The organism is Pseudomonas sessilinigenes, from assembly GCF_003850565.1.
GTDB classification, from domain to species: domain Bacteria; phylum Pseudomonadota; class Gammaproteobacteria; order Pseudomonadales; family Pseudomonadaceae; genus Aquipseudomonas; species Aquipseudomonas sessilinigenes.
Genome location: NZ_CP027706.1, coordinates 5,413,117 through 5,431,604 on the forward strand (window position 1 = coordinate 5,413,117; position 18,488 = coordinate 5,431,604).

At 65.3% G+C, this 18,488-nt stretch carries 14 protein-coding genes; 13 read left to right on the plus strand and 1 reads right to left on the minus strand.

Translation table 11 applies throughout. From position 1 onward, the window contains the following. Positions 1–53: 53 nt before the first annotated feature. The 9 genes from C4K39_RS24850 to C4K39_RS24890 all read left to right on the plus strand — a co-directional run bounded on the left by C4K39_RS24850 (position 54) and on the right by C4K39_RS24890 (position 14,214). The gene (locus C4K39_RS24850; RefSeq protein ID WP_068580001.1) at positions 54–788 is read left to right on the plus strand and encodes a flavodoxin family protein; all 735 of its coding nucleotides are present in this window, start codon (positions 54–56) and stop codon (positions 786–788) included. 39 nt (positions 789–827) lie between these two features. Continuing rightward, positions 828–1,946 (plus strand): DNA glycosylase AlkZ-like family protein, encoded by a 1,119-nt coding sequence (locus C4K39_RS24855; protein WP_124347661.1) that lies wholly within the window; start codon positions 828–830, stop codon positions 1,944–1,946. Between the two features lie 34 nt (positions 1,947–1,980). Continuing rightward, positions 1,981–7,482: a non-ribosomal peptide synthetase gene (locus tag C4K39_RS24860; RefSeq protein ID WP_225926530.1), complete on the plus strand. Its 5,502-nt coding sequence runs from the start codon at positions 1,981–1,983 to the stop codon at positions 7,480–7,482. Next, positions 7,479–8,804 carry a phenylacetate--CoA ligase family protein gene (locus tag C4K39_RS24865; protein ID WP_068580006.1) on the plus strand — a complete coding sequence of 442 codons (1,326 nt, stop codon included), beginning with the start codon at positions 7,479–7,481 and terminating at the stop codon, positions 8,802–8,804. Before C4K39_RS24860 ends, C4K39_RS24865 begins: the two co-directional genes overlap by 4 nt. Further along, positions 8,801–10,201: an anthranilate synthase component I family protein gene (locus tag C4K39_RS24870; protein ID WP_124347663.1), complete on the plus strand. Its 1,401-nt coding sequence runs from the start codon at positions 8,801–8,803 to the stop codon at positions 10,199–10,201. Before C4K39_RS24865 ends, C4K39_RS24870 begins: the two co-directional genes overlap by 4 nt. Next, positions 10,198–10,782, plus strand: a complete 585-nt coding sequence (locus C4K39_RS24875) for an aminodeoxychorismate/anthranilate synthase component II (RefSeq protein WP_068580010.1) — start codon at positions 10,198–10,200, stop codon at positions 10,780–10,782. The genes C4K39_RS24870 and C4K39_RS24875 overlap by 4 nt, the downstream gene beginning before the upstream one ends. A 71-nt stretch (positions 10,783–10,853) precedes the next feature. Then, positions 10,854–12,278: an MFS transporter gene (locus tag C4K39_RS24880; RefSeq protein WP_068580013.1), complete on the plus strand. Its 1,425-nt coding sequence runs from the start codon at positions 10,854–10,856 to the stop codon at positions 12,276–12,278. A gap of 99 nt (positions 12,279–12,377) precedes the next feature. Next, a complete protein-coding gene (locus tag C4K39_RS24885) occupies positions 12,378–13,559 on the plus strand; it encodes a condensation domain-containing protein (RefSeq protein WP_244935445.1) in 1,182 nt (393 codons plus the stop codon). Between the two features lie 208 nt (positions 13,560–13,767). Further along, positions 13,768–14,214 carry a GNAT family N-acetyltransferase gene (locus C4K39_RS24890; RefSeq protein WP_124347665.1) on the plus strand — a complete coding sequence of 149 codons (447 nt, stop codon included), beginning with the start codon at positions 13,768–13,770 and terminating at the stop codon, positions 14,212–14,214. A gap of 18 nt (positions 14,215–14,232) precedes the next feature. On the opposite strand, the gene C4K39_RS24895 is transcribed toward C4K39_RS24890, so the two are convergent. Next, positions 14,233–15,063: an enoyl-CoA hydratase/isomerase family protein gene (locus tag C4K39_RS24895; RefSeq protein WP_068587235.1), complete on the minus strand. Its 831-nt coding sequence runs from the start codon at positions 15,061–15,063 to the stop codon at positions 14,233–14,235. A gap of 131 nt (positions 15,064–15,194) precedes the next feature. Between C4K39_RS24895 and C4K39_RS24900 the strand changes: the two genes are divergently transcribed. The 4 genes from C4K39_RS24900 (at position 15,195) to C4K39_RS24915 (ending at position 18,399) form a co-directional block, all read left to right on the plus strand. Beyond that, on the plus strand, positions 15,195–16,007 hold the full coding sequence (locus tag C4K39_RS24900; protein ID WP_124347666.1) for an AraC family transcriptional regulator: 813 nt from the start codon (positions 15,195–15,197) through the stop codon (positions 16,005–16,007). A 216-nt stretch (positions 16,008–16,223) separates the two neighbouring features. Then, complete coding sequence (locus C4K39_RS24905; RefSeq protein WP_178083992.1) at positions 16,224–16,850, plus strand: LysE family translocator; 627 nt, start codon at positions 16,224–16,226, stop codon at positions 16,848–16,850. 158 nt (positions 16,851–17,008) lie between these two features. Continuing rightward, positions 17,009–17,425 carry an NUDIX hydrolase gene (locus tag C4K39_RS24910; RefSeq protein ID WP_068587237.1) on the plus strand — a complete coding sequence of 139 codons (417 nt, stop codon included), beginning with the start codon at positions 17,009–17,011 and terminating at the stop codon, positions 17,423–17,425. After that, the gene (locus C4K39_RS24915) at positions 17,422–18,399 is read left to right on the plus strand and encodes an alpha/beta hydrolase family protein (protein WP_124347668.1); all 978 of its coding nucleotides are present in this window, start codon (positions 17,422–17,424) and stop codon (positions 18,397–18,399) included. The genes C4K39_RS24910 and C4K39_RS24915 overlap by 4 nt, the downstream gene beginning before the upstream one ends. Positions 18,400–18,488 lie beyond the last annotated feature (89 nt).

Genomic DNA, 18,488 nt, shown 5'->3' on the forward strand with positions numbered 1-18,488 from the left:
CGGTCCGAGGATCGCCGTGCTCGGAAAATGCGAACTCTAAGGAGAGAGAAACCATGACGGACAAAATCAAGTATGTCGCCATCAATGGCTCGGAGCGGGTGGATGGCAACAATGCCAGGGCACTGGAGTGGGCAGCCGAGTACCTGGAGAAGCAGGATGTGATCCTCGAGGTCTTTTCACTGGCCAGCGCCAAGATCGACCCCTGTGGGGCCTGCGGCGACTGCAACTTTCGCAACGAGCCTTGCGCGCAGAAGGATGACGCCGCCCGTGCCGTGCGACTCATGGAAGAGAGCGATGGCGTGATCTTTGCCTGCGCGGTCCATGGCTTTGGCGCAACCCCATTGATGTCGGCGTTCCTGGAACGGGTCGGAACCGGATTCCTGCGCCACGATCGCACCCTCACCAACAAGGTCGCCGGGGTCATGGTGACTGGCCGGCGCATGGGGCACGTGGAGGTCTACAACCAGATGCTCCAGTGCGCCCTGCTCAACCGCATGATCATGGTCGGCTACGGCTTCCCGGCGATGCTGGTGGGCGACAAGAAAGGCGAAGTCCTGGGCGACAAGGAAGGCATGGAAATGCTGCGCCGGATGCTCGATCGCATGGTCTCCATGACCCGCCTGCTGCGCGAGCACGAACGGCTCACAGGCCAGCCGGTACTGCAGGTCTCGGTGCCCGGGGAGCGCCATCGCGAGGGCACGGACGGCAAGTTCTTCGTTCCGGCCAAGTCCGACATGTACCAGGCCAAGGCCGCCCAGCACTGCAACTTCGATGTGGTTGGCGACTGAGCTGCGTAGCGCAACGGCACAATAGCTATCGAGAATCTTATGAGCATTAGAACGACCTGCGTTGGCCTCACCGACGCCCTCCTGCGGGACTGGATCGTAGCGGAACACTTCGAGCGCCTGGCGGATGCAACGGTGGCACAGATTGCCCAGGCCTATGTCGGAGTCTACTCGGCCCGACCGACCAGTTGGCTGGCAGTCATGGCGCGCAATCGCAACCTCGATCGCAAGGCGGTACTGGCCATGGAAAACGCCAGCGACCTGCTACGAATCCCCGGCATGCGACGCTCCAAGTTCCTGCTTCCCGGCGAACTGGCGGCCAAGGTCTTCGCCGCCACCCGCTTGCCCCTGGCCAACCACGAATGGCGCCTGCGGGACGTCGGGCTCGGCCTGGACGATTACCGGCGACTGCTACCGGCACTGGTCGCGCTGGGCACCCGCGCCACCCTGAACCTGTCAGACATCGGCAAACAACTGGACCTGCCGGGGCCCCAGGCCCGTGCGGTGACATCGGTCGCCGCCTATGACGGCGCGCTGGTGCGTGTCCCGGCGACGAACCAATGGTCCAGCCGCTGGCTTTACTCCGCCGCTCCGGAAGGCTTGTTGCCCGGTGATGGCGTCCCCCTGGACCGCGACCAGCTGCAGCGCGATCTGGCCGCGCGCTACCTCGAGCACTACGGACCGGTCACCGTCGATGACCTGGCCTGGTGGCTCGGGGTTTCGAAGGAAACCGCACGCACGCTGCTTCAAGCCTGCGCAGCCTGCCAGATCGCCGACCAGATGTGGCACAGCCAGGCGGGACTGGCACGTCTTGAACAATTCATCCAAAGCACCACCTCCCCGGCAAGCGCGCAGATTCGCTTCCTGCCGGCCTGGGACCCCCTGGTAATGGGTTATGCCCCGGGTTCGAGGCAGCGCGCCTGCCTGGGGCTGGAACGGGTCGGCGGCTACGACTCGGCCGGGAACGGCCGGCCGGTGGTGCTCATCGGCGGCCGCGCGGTCGCCACCTGGAACACCGCGGCCAAGGGCAGCAAGCGCTCCCTTAGCATCGATGCCTCGACACTCGCCGACCAGGAGCGCGAAGCCGTACTTGAAGCGGCCTCGCTACTGGCGCAACAGATCGGGGCTTTTCATGAAATCCAGAACACAACAACAGCGTGACAACAGGGAAGGCACGAACAAGATGAGGGACGACATGACATCACTACCCCCCGAAGCACCAGCGCTGCCAGGCAACGAGCGCAGCCTGTGGGACGCGTTCGCAAGCCCGGCGGCCGGACAACCGGCCAGCGACACCCGGGAGCAGGAAGACCTTGCCCTGCCCCCTGGCCTGGCGGCCAGCATGAACGACCTGACAACGGTCGCTGCGATCCTGGGCTCGCTGCTCAGCCCCGAAGGCCGAGTCGTCCTGGGAGTCCACGCAGACGGCAAGTCATTGCAGCTGGGCGTCGATGGCACCGCTCTGAACCTGGCAGAAGATGCCCGGGCCTATATCGCCCAGTTGCGCGCTGACGCCGAAGCGGCCCAGGGCGAGCCAGCCGTGCGCGCCGACATCGAGATCAGCGATGGCACCCACCTGCCACAGGCGCAATCCCCGGTCTGGCTACTGGTGCAGGAAGGTCGCTGCCAGCTATCGGTACGCAGCGATCGCATGACACCGGCCATGCGCCTGGAACTGCTTGAGCTGGTGCACTTCGCCTGCGCCCGGGTACTCGATCCCAAGGCCCTGCCGGCGGCTGCGCTGCAGCCTGCCTGCCCGGTTCCTGAGGAAACCGCCCCCCGTGAATTTCTCGTGGAGCGCATCTACCGCCATGTACAGAGCAAGCCGTCGGCGGTGGCGATCGTGGACGACAACAGCGGCCGTAGCCTGACCTACGCCGAGCTCTGGGACGCCTCCGAGGCGCTGGTCCAGCACATCCGCGAACGCGTCACTTCCCGCCGCTCGAGCCCGCGCCTGGCGCTGTTCCTGGAGCGCGGCTGGCAACACCTGGCCTCGATCATCGCTGTGCAGCGCATGGGGGGCACCTGCGTACTGATCGACCCGGCCCACCCCGATGAACGCATCCGCGCCTTTATCGAAGAATGCACTCCGCATGCGGTCCTGACCGCTGGCAGCACCAGCGAACGGGCCCGGGACCTGGTGACCTATCCGCAGTTGGATATCGACAAGGTGCAGGTACGCCCCAGCCACGTCGACTGGGAACATGGCAAGTGGGTCGAGACGACCAACGAAGCCTGCTTTATCGCCGGCACCTCCGGCAGCACCGGGCGGCCCAAGGCCGTGTGCCTGTCCTATCGCGGGATGGCCGCTACCCTGGATGCCATTATCGAACAGGCCGGGCTGGACGAGCACAGTCGCGGCTCCTGGCTGTCGTCGCCGGGCTACGGAATGGTCGAGGTCGATCCGTTGCCGGTCCTGTGCGCTGGCGGCACCGTCTGCATTCCGGGCCCGCAGGTGCTGCAGGACGTCAACCTGCTGGCACGCTGGCTGCTCGAAGGCGACATGAACCATACCCTGGCCATGACCTCCATCGCCGAAGCGCTGTGGGCCACGGGAATCCGCACCGGCCTGCGCACCATGCTGATCGCCGGTGAACGCTGCAAGCAATGGCCACCCACCGACCTGGGCTATCGGGTGATCAATGTCTATGGTTCGGCAGAGGCGGCGGTGGTTTCCATCGAAGACCTGAGTGCCCCGCGCCGCACCCTGCTGCCCTCGGTAGGACGGGCGATTCCCGGCGCCCAGATGTACGTGGTCGACCGCCATGGCCAGCAACTGGCGGCGCGTTGCGTGGGCGAGCTGATCATCACCGGCGAGACGCTGTCGGTGGGCTACGTGAACCCCGAGGACACGAAGAAAGCGTTTCGTGGCAACACCCTGGATACCACGTCCCCCCTGCAATACAGCACCGGCGATCGGGCACGGATGGCCGCCGATGGCACCGTGGAAATCTTCGGACGCACCGACTCGGTGGTCAAGATCCGCGGACATCGGGTCGACCTGACCGAGCTGGAGATCACCGCGCTGCAAGTACCGGGCGTGGTGAAGGCCGCGGCCAACTGCTTGAGCAACGACCTGGGCGCGACCCTGGCCTTGTTCCTGGAGCTGGCGCCGGACGCCGTGGAGGTGGTCGCCCAGGTGCGCAAGCACCTGGCCACCCGCCTGCACCCGGCCGCGCAGCCTGGCCAGATCGTGACCGGCGCCCTGCCCCTGGGACGCAACGGCAAGGTCGACTACAGCGCACTGCAGGTCGGCCCCATCGAACGCGATGCGAACCAGACCCTGTTTGTCCCGGTGACCCAGGCAGACCACGCCGTACGTGATTGCTGGCTGGCCTGGACGCTGTGCGAAGAAGCGACCCTGGAGTCGAGCTTCTTCGACGCCGGCGGCGACTCCCTGCGCGCCTTGCGCATGGTCGGCGAGCTGGCCTGCAAGCACGGCATCCATGTACAGATGGGGGCATTCCTCGAGGAGCCGGTACTGGCGAACCTGGTCCGCCTGGCCAACGCCTCGCGTGATACCCAGTTGCCGAAGTTCGAGCACCTGCCGGCACAGCAGCAACTGCTGCCATTCGAACTCAATGAAAGCCAGCAGGCCTTGTGGATCGGCCGCGGCTCGTTCTACGACTACGGCGGCGTCGGTTGCCAGGGCTACTTCGAGTGGGAAGTCGAAGCCCTGGATCGCGAGCGCTTCACCCGGGCCGTGGGCTTGCTGGTCGAGCGCCATCCGATGCTGCGCATGACCATCGACGCCAGCGGTCGCCAGAGTATCGGCGATGTCGACGGGACCCAGGCGGTGGAGTTCGTCGACCTGAGCGCCATGGAGGCAGACCAGATCGAACTCGAGATCGATCGGGTCCGTGAACGCATGGCCAACGAAGAAATCGGCACCACCCAGTGGCCGCTGTTCCAGTTCCGCATCAGCCGCATCAGCGCCGCCACCAGTCGCGTGCACCTGTGCATCGACATGCTGATCGCCGACGCCTGGTCGATTTTCCAGGTGATCATCCCTGACCTGATCGACCTCTACCTGGAGGACGAGCCGCAGTTGCCGGTGCTCCAGACCAGCTTCCACGACTACGTCGCTTATCGCCAACTGGTGCTCAAGAGCGCCCAGTACCAGGCCGATCGCGAATACTGGCTGGACAAGATCAACCATCTGCCGGCGGCACCGCGCCTGCCGCAGCTGGAGCCGGGAGAGTTCGAGGGCCAGTCGCGCTTCGAACGGCACGAAGGCACTCTCGCCGTCGCTGCCTGGGAACGACTCCAGGCCAAGGCCCAGGCCCGCAACATCTCGCCATCCGGGGTGGTTGCACTGGCCTTGTGCGAAGTGTTGCGCTGCTGGAGCGAAGAGGATCGGTTCACCCTGAACTTCCCGGTCTCCGACCGGATGCCGGTCAGCGCCGATATCGACCAGGTCGTCGGGGACTTCACCAATACCCTGCTGGTGCCCTACGAAACCGCCGCCGGCGATACCCTGGAAGCTCGCGGCCAGCAATTGCAAGGCGCCATCTGGCAGGCGCTGGACCACCGGCTGTTCAACGGCGTCGAAGTGCTGCGCGAGTTGGCCCGGGTCCGGCGCAGCGGCGGTGCGCCGCTGATGCCAATCGTCCTCACCAGCCTGCTCGGACACCCCGGGCGCCACGACGCGGCCCGTCTTGGCCAGGAAGTCTACGGCGTTTCGCAGACGCCCCAGGTCACCCTGGATGTGCAGCTGCGCGAGTCCGAAGGCACCTTGTACTTCAAATGGGACTACCTCACCGGGGTCATTCGCCCCGAGGTTGTGGAAGCGATGTTCGGTGCCTTCTGCACCCTGTTGCAGCAATTGGCGGACGACAGCGAGATCTGGCAACGCACCTGGCTCGACCTGCGCCCTGGTGCACAGATCGAAGTGCGCGACGCGGTGAACGCGACCCAGGCCCCTGTACCGCCCGTCCATCTGCGTGACCTGCTGCTGGCACGGGTTGCCGAGCGCGCCGAAGAAGTCGCCGTCATCGATACCCTGGGCAGCTACAGCTGGGGCGAGATCGGCCGGGCCGCGACCCGGATCGCCGCGATGATCCAGCAAGCCCATACGCCTGGCGAGCGCTTCGTCGGGATCGTGCTGCCCAAGGGCAGCGGGCACTACGCGGCCGTCTACGGCTGCTTGCTGGCCGGGGTCGGTTATGTACCGGTGGATATCGACCTGCCGTCCGAGCGTATCCGCTCGGTGTTGTCCCAGGCTGGGGTGACCACGGTCATCGCAGGCGCCGATACCCAGTTGCCCGAGCAGGTACAGCGACTGGTGCTGGCGGAGCAGGACCTGCGCGCCTGGGCCCAGCAGCACACTGACCTGGCACTGGCGCCGCTGGCGGCGGACTACTCGCCGTACGTGATCTTCACCTCCGGCTCCACCGGCAACCCCAAGGGCGTCGAGATTCCCGAGGTGGCGGTGGTCAACCATGTGTACGACGTCGTCGAGCGCTTCGGCCTGGACGCCTCAGCCCGCCACCTGGCCACAGCCGCGCTGCATTTCGACATGTCGGTCTTCGATATCTTCGGCCCCCTGCTGCATGGCGGCTCGGTGGTGGTGCCCGCCCAGGCGGCAGGGCCCGACCCGGATGCCTGGCTACGCCTGCAGCGTCGCCACGGCGTGACGTTCTGGGCTTGCGTGCCGGCCATCATGGACCTGCTGTGCAGCGTTGCAGAGACCGCGCGCAGCTTCTCGGCGGTGGAGTCGCTGGCCAACATCGTCATGGCGGGCGACTGGATCCCCATGCCGTTGCTGCCACGGGCCAGGGCGCTGTATCCGCAGGCGCGGCTGTACTCCTGCGGCGGCCCTACCGAGACCACCAACTGGTCGGTGCTGCACGAGATCGACGAGCAGGAAGGCCAACTGGTGCGTTCGGTGATCTACGGCGCACCAATGCGCAACTCGGCTTATCACATCATCGCCGGCGACTGGACCGATTGCCCGGACTGGGTTCCCGGGGAAATGCTGGTGGAAAGCGATATCTCCCTGGCCTGCGGCTACATCGGCCAACCGGAGCTGACCCGCAAGGCCTTTGTCCAGCATCCGCGCAGCGGGCGACGCATGTACCGCACCGGCGACCTGGGACGCTACCTGCCCAACGGTGAGATCGAGATCCTGGGGCGTATCGACAACCAGATCAAACTCAACGGCCTGCGTATCGAGCTGGGTGAAATCGAGAGCGTGGCCGAGTCCTGCCCCGGCGTCTCGCGAGCCTGCGCCGTAGCGCTGCCGGGCCCGGACGGGCATCCCAAACAGATCGCCCTGGTGTATGTCGGCGAGCCGGACCTGGCCTCGGCAATCACCCAGGCCCTGACCCTGCGGCTGCCTGCCTACATGGTGCCGAAGTCTGTCCAGCCGCTGACCCAATTGCCCCTGTCGAAGAACGGCAAGGTGGATGTACTTGCCCTGCGTGAACTCCTGAGGAATGACATGAAAGACTCCAATAGCAAGACTCCGCAAACCATCCTGCGCACCGTGATCCGAGTCATCGCCAGTCATCTGGAGGAGCCGGTGGTACTGCCCGAGGACAACTTCTTCGACCTGGGCGGCGATTCGCTGTCGGCGATGAAGATCAAGATCGAACTCGAGTCCCAGCTGTCCATCGCCGTTCCCCTGGAAAACCTCATGCTCACCGAGACCATCAGTGAGTTCGCCAGCAGCCTGAACGCGGGGAGCCAGCCATGATCAAGGACGCCCTGCACCAGCAATGGCTGGACGATGTGGACGCTTATCTGGAGGGGCGTACCACGCCACAGGAACTGGAGACCAAGGGGCAGTCGCGGGCCCGGGAAGTCTTGGACTATGTCCAGGAGCGCTCGGCATTCTATGCCGGGCACCTGCGCTCGCAAGCCGGCAGCCCCAGTGCCCTGCCGGCGCTGGATGGCGTTCCCTTCACCACCAAGGATGACCTGCGCTGCGTGGGCCGCTCGGTTTGCAGCCTGCCATTCGACCAGATCGCGGTGTACTACGAGACCACCGGGACCACCGGGCTGCCGACCCCCTGCCCTCGGGCCGCGATCGATGTCGAGACCAGTGGAGCCTATGTACAGAAGGCCGTCGCCGACCTGTACCAATCGACCTTCGGCACCACCAACGCCCTGACGGCGATCATGGGTCCGTCGGAGTTGTATGCGTTCGGCGATACCTATGGCGAAGTCTGCCGCAACCTGGGGATTCCCTATGTGCGGCTGTGGCCGGAAAGCCCACGGGTCGGCCTGGCCAAGGCCGCCCAGTTGATCAGCGACCTGGGCGTACGCTCGCTGATTTGCTCGCCCGCCGTGGCCCTGGCCCTGGCCCGCCTCTATGTAAGCCAGGGCATCGATCCGCGCGAGACCGCAGTAGGCCAGATCATGGTGCTGGGCGAGCTGTGCACGCCACAGATGCTGAGCAATATCGCCCGGGTCTGGAACGCCCATTGCACCCATGGCCTGTACGGCTCCCAGGAAGCCCATGCGGTGGCCACCGGCTGCGCCAACGGCAACCTGCACTTCTCCGAAACCAACTACCTGGCGGAGATTCTCCCGGTCCCGGGCATGGAGGGCGATGTGGGTGAGCTGTGCCTGACGATGCTCGTGCCCGGGGCCAAGCCACTGATCCGCTATCGCACCGGCGACCTGGCGCGGCTGCATTCGGCCGAGGAATGCGGGTGCGGCAATCGCTCCCGTTGCCTGCGGGTCTTTGGTCGGGTGGGTGATGTGATGACCCTGGGCGGTCGCCAGGTGGTGCCGGCACTGATCGAATCGGCGGTGCTGGGTGCCGCCGAGTGGGTCTCTGGCTACGAAGTCAAGATCCGCACCGCCAGCGATGGCAGTGACCATGTCGAGGTATCGATGGTGGCGGGTATCGGCGAGCGCTCGGTGGCCCAGGTACAGGAACAGATGGCCAGCCAGTTCGGCACCTCGGTCCAGTTGCAACTGGAACAGAGCCTGGACCCACGGACCGAGACCGGGGCCTACATCTCCTGGAAGCACGCCCGTATCCGCGACCAACGGGAGTCGGCCCTGTGAGTTCATTACAAGCCATCCCCCTGTGGAGCGTGGAGCATCACGAGGTCGCCGACGCAGCGCCGGTCGCCCGGGTGCGCCGCGGCTTGCTCGGGCTCTATCCCTGCCCGGCGCTGTTCGAGACCGGTGCGGGCTTCCTGCCGGTCGACGGCAACCAGACCACCTTCATGATCGACCTTCTGTTGGAGTTCAAGCTGGTCAATGGTGCCTGGCATCTGTCGGCCAGCGAGCCCTTCGAATGGGCCCTGGCGGCCTGCGAGCAGGTACTCAACGATCCACAGTCGAGCCTGTGCGAACGCCTGCGGCGCGTGGCCCAGACCCTGGCGCTGCCTGAGGGTTTTCCACTGGTACTGGCCCTGGGCTACAGCGCCGCGCGCTTCGTCGAGAACCTGCCAGGAATGGCCATCGAGCAGGATGTGCCGGAAGTGCTGGTACGGGTCTACCGGCATGTGGTCCGCTACGAAGCCCCTCAAGGCCCGGCGCAGATCGATGTGCTCAACGCCGACGCGAATACGGGTGCGGACCTTGAGGCCCTGTTCGAGGTGCTTCGCCAGCCGCCTGCGGCATCGGCGCCTGGCCTCGCCGTGGACAGCGCCGTGGTCGAGGATGTCACCGATCGCGAAGGGTTCTGCGCGGCCGTTTCCCGGGCCAAGGAGTACATCCGTTCTGGTGATATCTACCAGGTGCAGCTGTGTCGCCGGGCGGTCTCGAATGCGTCGATCGCCCCGGTGGATCTCTACGAACGCCTGGCATCGGTCAACCCGGCGCCCTACATGTACTACCTGGACCTTGCCGACCTGCATGTCGTGTCATCGAGCCCCGAGCTGATGATCCGCCTCCAGGACGGCGTGGCCCAGGTCCGCCCCATCGCCGGGACCATGAGTCGGGGGGACCTGCGTGGCAACGCGCTGGACAAGATTCCCAAGGAAGCCGCCGAGCACCTGATGCTCGTGGACCTGGCGCGCAACGACCTGGCTCGCTGCGCCGTCCCCGGGGGCGTGCAGGTGAGCTCGTTCATGCAGCAGGATACCTATGGGTCCCTGCTGCACCTGGTCTCGACCGTGGAAACCCGGGTGCGCGAGCACTGCGATGTCTGGGACCTGATCGTGGCCAACTTCCCGGCGGGCACCATGACCGGTGCCCCCAAGGTCCGGGCCATGGAGATCATCGCCGAACTGGAAGGCACCACTCGCGGGCTCTACACCGGTTGTGCCGGCTACATCACCGGGGCCAACAGCGCGGTGCTGGCGCTGACGATCCGTACGATCGTCGGTAATGCCGGGCACTACGTACTGCAGGCTGCCGCCGGAGTCGTCGCCGACTCCCGGGCCGAGGACGAATGGAACGAGGCGGGAGCGAAGATCCGTTCGTTTTCCCGAGCGATGGGGGCCTGCGCATGAAAGTGATGCTAATCGACGCCTTCGACAGCTTCGTCTATGTCATCGAGCAGTACTATTCGGCCGCCGGTGCGCAGACCAAGGTCGTTCGCGTCAACGACGACCCGCTTGCCCACTATCGGCAGTGGCAACCGCAGTTGCTGGTCCTGGGACCCGGCCCGGGTACTCCCGAGGACCATGGTTACCCGCAGATAATTCGTGCGATGGATGAACAGCAGGCTATTTTTGGTGTCTGCCTGGGGCACCAGGCACTGGGCGAACATTTTGGCTGGAAGCTCACTCGTGCGCCTACCACCGAACATGGCAAGTACGCCCAGGTCCACCACGACGCCAAGGGCATTTTCCAGGATGTGCCTTCGGCGCTCACCGTGGTGCGCTATCACTCGCTGGCGATCACCGAGCCGCCAACGCCCACCGCCCTGATGGCCACGGCCTATTCGGACGATGGCGTGAACATGGCGGCGCGGCACCGTACCCGGCCAATTGAAAGCGTGCAGTTTCACCCCGAGAGCATTGGTACCGACTACGGAATCCAAATGATCCGTAACTCGCTGGCCCTGGCCAGCGTCAACGCCATGAGCTGATCGCTCGAGGAAAAACCTGGGTGCCGGCCGGATGCCGGCCGACACCCATTACATCTAAGGATTGGATAGACATGACTCAAACACCCGAGAATGCAACGCTCAATGAAAAACGATGGCAGGCACTGGCTGTCATCTCGATCATCCAGCTGATCCTGCTGCTGGATGCCACCGTGGTGAACGTGGCACTGCCACGCATCAAGCACGAACTGGGGCTCACGGATGGGTCCCTGACCTGGGTAGTCAATGCCTACCTCATCACCGCCGGATCGCTCCTGCTGCTGGGCGGACGCATCGGCGACGCCTTTGGCGTACGTCGCACCTTCCAGGTCGGCGTGGTGATCTTCGGTGCATTTTCCTTGCTGGCGACCTTCGCCCAGGATGCCACGGTGCTGATCATCAGCCGTGCCGGACAAGGGGTGGGTGAAGCCCTGGCGTCGGCCACCGGCCTGGCCATGGTGTCGCTGCTGTTTCCTTCCGGCCCTGAACGCGGCAAGGCGTTTGGCATCTGGGCGGCATTGGGCGGCCTGGGCTCGATCATCGGCGTGCTGCTGTCCGGCGTACTGACTCACTACCTGTCCTGGCGCTGGGTCTTCGGGATCAACGTACCGGTCGTCCTGCTGCTGATCGTCGCCACCATGGTCATGATTCCCAAGTTCGCCCATCGCGTTTCCACTCCTCTGGACCTGGGCAACGCCTTGATCCTGGTGGTGGCCGTCGCCGCGACCGTCATGGCCGTGATGGGCTCCGGCGTCGAGCACCTGCCTGGACAACGGGTAGCACTCCTGGTGCTGGGCCTGCTGGGCATCGCCCTGGTACTGCGTCGTTGCAAGCGCTCGGAAAACGGCATCGTTCCTGCTCGCCTGATGACCCGCTCGCCGCGCCTGGCCGGCTACGCCATCGTGGCCATCCTGGCCGCAACCTCCGGTGCCTTGTTCTACCTGGGCGTGCTGTTGCTGCAGGAATACCTCGGCCTGAGTCCGATGCAGACTGGCCTGGCCTGGCTGCCGTTCTGCCTGGGCTTCTTCCCTGGGATCTTCCTTTGCCAGTTCGTCATGCAGCGTTGGAGCCCGCAGACCGCAGCGGTCGTGGGCCTGATGACCTCGGCAGTGGGTTTTGCCCTGTTTGCCTTTGGCGTGCCCCTGCACAGCTACTGGCTGGGCATGTTCCCCGCCATGCTGGTGACCTCCATTGGCTTTGGTTGTGTCGCACCGGTTGCACAGTCGCTGGCCACCAGTGACCTCAGTGAGGCAGACGCCGGTGCCGGCTCGGGCATCACCACCACCATCCAGCAGTTGTTCCAGGTGTTTGGCGTCAGCTCGCTGGCTGCCGTGGCCCTGGCTGTCTCCGATAACAGCGGTGCGCCGACCATTGCCGCCAACGGTTTCGTCAGCGCTTTCGCACTGTCGGCCCTGGCGATGTTCGGTGGTGCCTTGCTGATCTGGGCCGGGCGCAACGCCCTGGCTCTGGAGCCCGCCCCATCGAGCCCACAGGCATAGGTTATCGTCATGCATCAGAACTACCTGATCCCTCCCTTCAAGGGACCACTCGCGACGCTTGGCAGTGTCGCGGGACTGCGGGAAAAATGGACCGGGGCGATGCTTGACCAGACGGGGCGCGCCTATTGCGGCGCGCTGCGCCTGGACTTCAGCGCACAGTGTGACCAGGCACAGGTATTCGACGCCGTGGCCCAGACCCTGGCACGGCATCCGATCCTGGCGGCCCGATTCGAGATCGACGGTGAACAGTTGGTCGGCCATGCCCCGAGCGAGCCAGACTTGCGTCAAGCGTTGCGCGAGCAACTGGGCAAGGTGCAGGACGCCATCACCGATCAGGACTTCCTGGCCTATCGGGCCCGGCAGGCCTCTGAGCCGGGACTGCGCATTGCCTCGGCCGTGGACCAGGACGGCCTGCACATCTGGATCGGCTTCTGGGTCTATACCTGCGACGGCGCATCGATTGATCTGCTGCTGGACGATATCGCCCGGCACTACCAGGGCCAGCCCCCGGTATCCGGCACCGCCTGGAACGACTATTGCCAGACCCAGCAACTGGCCGAACAGACGGTCAGCGCGGCGCAACAGCTGGAGGTCTACCCGCACACCGGCCCCTACGGGCTCGATGCACTGCGCACCAAAGGCAGTAGCGGCATGGGGCGCATGCAAAGCCTGAAGTTCACCAGCAACGTACCGCGCAGCAGGGTCCTGGCCTACGCCAAGGCTCAACGCGTGACGCCGTTCGTGCTGTTGCTGGCGATCTACCAGCGGGCCATCAGTGCCGTGAGTGGCGTGAGCACCGTGGTGACCGGCGTGCCTTTCGCCAATCGCTCGGAAGCTGCAGCGCAGACGCTGGTGGGGCCGTTGTCCAACACGGTTCCAGTCAGCACCCGGCATGAGCCTGGCGAACCACTGGATGCGGTGATCAAGCGTGTACAGCGGGCGGTAATCAATGCCTCGGCGCGCCAGGGCATCGAACCGGCAGCGCTGTATCCCGAGGGCATGTCGACACGCACCGCCGGTTTCGAATTGCCGTTCGCGCAGTTGTTCAACGCCTGGAACTCGCGCAGCGCAGGCAGCCGTATCAGCCTGGGCGAGGAGCAGTGGATGAGCTTGCAACTGTTGCCGAACGACACCTGCCGCGTGGCCTTCGAGATCACCCTGGATGAGCACACCGAGGACATCTCGGGGCGAATCGACATGGACGCCGCCGCTTATGGCGACCAGGCCGGACGGGTTATCGAGCAGATTGTCCACGACCTGCAAGGTATCCCCCACGACTGACCGGCCGCACCGGTAGGCAGGCAACGAGCAGAGCGCGGATCGAGCAGTCCCGCGCCCTTCAGGGCCGCAGCGAGGCTTGCGGTCCAGTGCAGGGGTAACCTTGCATATGCTTTGCCAAAGCCAATGACGCGCCTCTGCGCTCATCTGGCTTGACCCTCAGGGCCAAAGATCCCGAATATTCGGGATCTTCCGCTCGAGCGTACCGATCATGAACCGCATACGCCCCTACCAAGCCAGTGACCTGGCGGCCTGCCTGGAGCTGTTCGACAGCAATACTCCGGCCTTCTTCGATCCGCTGGAGCGCGACGACTTCAAGCATTTCCTGGAGCACTCGCCAGGCTGTTTCCTGGTCATCGAGCGCGACCGGCAGATCGTCGCCTGCGGTGGTTATGCCATGCGCCCGGAGGATGCCACGGCCAGCCTGTGCTGGGGCATGGTCGACCAGACGCTGCATGGCCAAGGCCTGGGGCAGCAGTTGACCCAAGCCCGGCTCCTGGCCATCCGCGAGTTGGGCCAGGCCAGGACCGTGCGCATAAGCACCAGCCAGCACAGCCAGGGCTTCTACGCCAACCTGGGCTTCGTGCCGGGCAAGATCACCACCTACGGCCACGGCCCCGGCCTTGACTGCTGGGATATGCATTTGACGCTGGAATAGACGCCGGGCCCAGCGGCCTCAATCCCTGACGATTCCAGGTGTCCTGGGTGGTTGCCGGGTACGGTCAGGATGGTCCCGCTCGATGAACTGGCGCAGGCCCTCCCGGGTTTCGGCCTGATGCACCGAACGGTTGAAGCACTGGGCCTCGATCTTCAAGCCTTCGGCCAGCGGCAGGCCGTAGCCACGAATGGCTGCTTCCTTGTCCGTACGCAGTGCCGGCTGCGGCAGTTGTGCCAGGGCATTGGCCAGCTCCAGGGCCCGGGCCAGCGAATGCCCCTTGGGCACGACTTCATTGACCAGGCCAATGCGATAGGCCTCCTGGGCATCGATCACCTTGCCGGTGAGAATCAGCTCCAGCGCCCGGCCCATGCCGACGATCCGGGGCAGGCGCTGGGTCCCGCCATCCCCCAGGCCGATGTTCCAGCGCCGACAGGTCACGCCGAACGAGGCATGCTCCTCGGCGATGCGCATGTCGGCAAAACAGGCCCACTCCAGGCCGCCGGCATAGGCCACGCCATTGACCGCGGCGATGACCGGTTTGTACAGATCGGTCCAGCGGCTGGGGCCGATAATGCCCGGGCGCTCGCCGCGATCATGGGCGGCAACCTCCTCGGGACTGTGGGGCACCAGTTGCGCCGCCGCCTTCAGGTCGCCACCTGCGCAAAAGGCCTTGTCCCCAGTTCCGGTGATGATCGCCACCAGCGCCTGCTCGTCATCGCGAAAGCGCGTCCAGGCTTGCAGCAGTTCCAGATGGGTGACAGGCCCGATGCAATTGCGCTGTTCGGGGCGGTTGAAGCGAATCACCACCACGGGTCCATGTTGCTCGTAGGCTATTTCACTGAATGTCATGGGCATGGGTTCCTTGGGTCCTGGGCCAGCATCGATTATAGGCAGCCTCAGGCATTGGCTCGGGCTGGCTGGCGCCGGGCCTCGTTCGCCGTTACGCTGCTGCCGCACCCGACCACCAAGGCTTGCCGCTCATGTCTTGCTCCGCCCAGTTCTGGCGCGATCCGCACCTGCCCTACGTCGAAAGCCGTCGGGCGTGTGACAGCCGTGCCAATTACAAGGCCCATAGCCACCCCACCCTTTCCATCGGCGCGGTCGACCATGGCACGAGCCTGTTCAGCGGCGCGGCGGAGGGGCCGACACTGATTCGCTCCGGCAGCCTGGTCTGGGTTCCAGCCGGTTGCGTGCATGCCTGCAATCCTCGCCCGGGCGAAGCCTGGAGCTACCAGATGCTGCATCTGGATGCCGACTGGGTAGAGGCCATTTGCCGGGAGCGCTCCCCTGGTCCCGGCGCACTTCGCGACCAGGTGCTGCTCAGCGATGATCCGGATCACTACCAGCGCTTCTGCCAGCTCAATGCCCTGCTGTTTTCCAACGCCAGTTGGCAAGACAAGGACGAGGCGCTGATCGAGTTCGTCGGTGACTTCTCCAGCCCCGGGCAGCCGGCGATTGCCCTGGCTGCCGATCCTGCCCGGGCCAGTGCCGGCGTGCAGCGGGTGATCGCCCTGCTGCAACATCAGCCCCAGGCCGTGAACACCCTACAGAGCCTGGCGCACCTGGCCGGGATGAGCCGCTATCAGTTGATCCGGGCCTTTCGTGCCGCTACGGGGATGACGCCCCACGCCTACCAATTGAACCAGCGCGTCATCCAGGCCCGCGCTTGCCTACAGGTTGGCGAGCCTGCCGCGGCATTGGCCCAGCGCCTGGGCTTCGCCGACCAGGCGCACTTTCAACGGGTGTTCAAGGCCCACGTCGGCGTCACCCCCGGGCGGTACCGGAATGCTTGATCCCAGCAGGGGCGAAGCTTGCTTGCGAGGGTCGTGAACGGTAGCGCCTGTTGATTGGATAAACCCATCGCGGGCAAGCCTGGCCCCTGCATTTCCTTGACGGGTCGGCATTGCCGGCGGTACCGGGCTTGATCGACGCGCAATTTTCTTCAATACCCAAGTTCCTGGCGCACAGCAGACTTCCCGCCCTTTTGCTTGCTGGAGGTCTTGACCGTGATCGAACAGTTCCTGTTGGTGGCCGCTGCACATTTTCTGGCGCTACTGTCCCCCGGCCCCGATTTCTTCCTGGTGGCCCGCATGTCCATGGCCGGCGGTTGGCGCTCGGCCACCGGCGCCTGCCTGGGCATTGCCCTGGCCAATGGCGTCTTCATCGTCCTGGCGTTTGCCGGGGTCTCGGTGTTCAGCCCCGAAGGCCAGCTGTTCCTGGTGATCCAACTGGCCGGGTGCGTTTACCTGCTGTACATGGGCTGGTTGTTTATCCGCCATGCCGGTGCCAGCACCTTAGCCACTGTGGCTTGCGACCAGCGCTCGCAAACTGCCAGCTGGTCCCGTGGGCTGGGCATGGGGCTGGCTTCGGGCCTTCTCAACCCCAAGAACGCCCTGTTCTACGCGAGCCTGGCGTCCCTGGTCGGGGCCGGCCTGGGCAGCGGCTGGAAACTGCTCTATGGCCTGTGGATGTTCAGTGCGGTGCTAGCCTGGGATGTGCTGGTGGCCGTGGCCATCGGCAATGATCGGGTTCGCCAGCGGTTCGCCCGGGCCCTGCCGTGGTTGGAAAGAAGCACCGGAGTGATCCTGATCCTGCTGGCCCTGGCAGTGATCGGCGCGACCTGGTTGCGGCGCTAGGCAGGCCAGGAAGCGCGTCGGGAGGAAAGTTACAAATCAACAACAAACCAACAATCTGCTGTCATGCCCTTAACCGATATTGTCGGACAAGCCTCAGGCCATCGGACGGAACCCCGCGCCCCTACCCTCCTCTCTATTTCACCCAAGGAGTACTCGCCATGCCCCAACAACCCCGCCTGGGATGCGGCGCAGCCATCGTTCGCGATGGCCAACTACTGCTGGTCAAGCGCCTGCGGGCCCCCGAGGCCGGTCACTGGGGCCTGCCCGGTGGCAAGGTCGATTGGCTGGAGCCGGTGGAGCAAGCCATGCGCCGGGAGATCCTCGAAGAGCTGGGCTTGACGCTACAGGAGGTCAGCCTGCTCTGCGTGGTGGACCAGATCGACCCGCAATGCCAGGAGCATTGGGTCGCCCCGGTATACCTGACCTCGGCACCGGAGATGGCGCCGTGCAACCTGGAGCCGGAAAAACACAGCCAGATCGCCTGGTTCGAGCTGGACCGGCTACCGCAACCCCTGACCCAGGCCACCCGTACCGCCGTGCGCGCGCTGGTGCGCATGGCCGCGGTGGAAAGTTGAGCCTCGGTATCCGCTGGGCCTGCGTCTTACTGCTGGCCGTTGCCAGCCTGGCCAGCGCCACGCCGGAGCCCTCGGCACCGCTGCCGGCACCGCAGTACCGGCAGTTGGCCCGCCCCGACGGCTCGCGAATCGACTACTACCTGCTACAACGCAATCCCCGCCTGCCGGCGCAATCGCTGCTGGTGATCCTCCAGGGCTCGGATTGCAACAGCGTGAGCCGCATCCCCAGCATCCGGAAGTTGCTCCTGGCCATGCCCGAGGCCGATGTACTGACGGTGGAGAAGTACGGCATCGATGCAACGCTGCCCTACGACCAGGACAGCGAGCGCACGGACTGCCCGGCCCCCTACTTGCTCAACGACAGCCCCAGCCAGCGTGTGACAGACCTGCAGGCTGTCATCGAGCACCTGCGCCAGCGGCGGGCCTACCCGCGCATCGTCGCCCTGGGAGGCAGCGAAGGTGCGGTGATCGCCCACGCCCTGGCGGCTCGTTCGCCCGCCATCGATGCCACCGTGGCGTTCAATGGGGGTGGCCGCTGGTTCCTCGATGACCTGCTGCACAGTGTCGATAGCGCTGGTGGGGACCCGGCGCAGCAGCACCAGGCGCGCCAGGGGCTACTGGCCTTCGTCGAACAGATGCGCCGGCAACCGGCGGCCGACGTGCAAGCCAGTGGCCATGGCAGTCGCTGGTGGCAAGAAGTGCTGGAACTGGATCAACAAGCGCTGCTACAGGCCAGCCGCGTGCCGGCGTTGATCATCCAGGCCTCGGCCGATGAGGCGGTATCGGTCAACGCAGTGACCGACCTGATCGAGCAACTGCGTCGCAACGGCCGGTCGAACCTGACATTTCGCGCCTATCCCGGCCTCGACCATCGACTGAGCGACCGCGACGGCCAGAGCCAGATGGCCGCCGTGGTGCAGGACATCGCCCTGTGGCTCAGGCAGTTGCCGACGGTCGCGGATGAGCATGGCTGAGGCCGGCCACGGGCCAGCGAAGTGCGACCGATGGCCGCAGGCTTTGGTCTAATTAGCCCGCCGCGGCCCTCGTCCGTTTGTTACCATGC

Excerpts from the sequence above, each read along its gene's own strand:
- C4K39_RS24885 (WP_244935445.1), top strand. The coding sequence starts at position 12,378 with ATGCTTGACCAGACGGGGCGCGCCTATTGCGGCGCGCTGCGCCTGGAC.
- C4K39_RS24875 (WP_068580010.1), top strand. The coding sequence starts at position 10,198 with ATGAAAGTGATGCTAATCGACGCCTTCGACAGCTTCGTCTATGTCATC.
- C4K39_RS24910 (WP_068587237.1), top strand. The coding sequence starts at position 17,009 with ATGCCCCAACAACCCCGCCTGGGATGCGGCGCAGCCATCGTTCGCGAT.
- C4K39_RS24900 (WP_124347666.1), top strand. The coding sequence starts at position 15,195 with ATGTCTTGCTCCGCCCAGTTCTGGCGCGATCCGCACCTGCCCTACGTC.
- C4K39_RS24850 (WP_068580001.1), top strand. The coding sequence starts at position 54 with ATGACGGACAAAATCAAGTATGTCGCCATCAATGGCTCGGAGCGGGTG.
- C4K39_RS24865 (WP_068580006.1), top strand. The coding sequence starts at position 7,479 with ATGATCAAGGACGCCCTGCACCAGCAATGGCTGGACGATGTGGACGCT.
- C4K39_RS24855 (WP_124347661.1), top strand. The coding sequence starts at position 828 with ATGAGCATTAGAACGACCTGCGTTGGCCTCACCGACGCCCTCCTGCGG.
- C4K39_RS24895 (WP_068587235.1), bottom strand. The coding sequence starts at position 15,063 with ATGACATTCAGTGAAATAGCCTACGAGCAACATGGACCCGTGGTGGTG.
- C4K39_RS24880 (WP_068580013.1), top strand. The coding sequence starts at position 10,854 with ATGACTCAAACACCCGAGAATGCAACGCTCAATGAAAAACGATGGCAG.
- C4K39_RS24890 (WP_124347665.1), top strand. The coding sequence starts at position 13,768 with ATGAACCGCATACGCCCCTACCAAGCCAGTGACCTGGCGGCCTGCCTG.
- C4K39_RS24860 (WP_225926530.1), top strand. The coding sequence starts at position 1,981 with ATGACATCACTACCCCCCGAAGCACCAGCGCTGCCAGGCAACGAGCGC.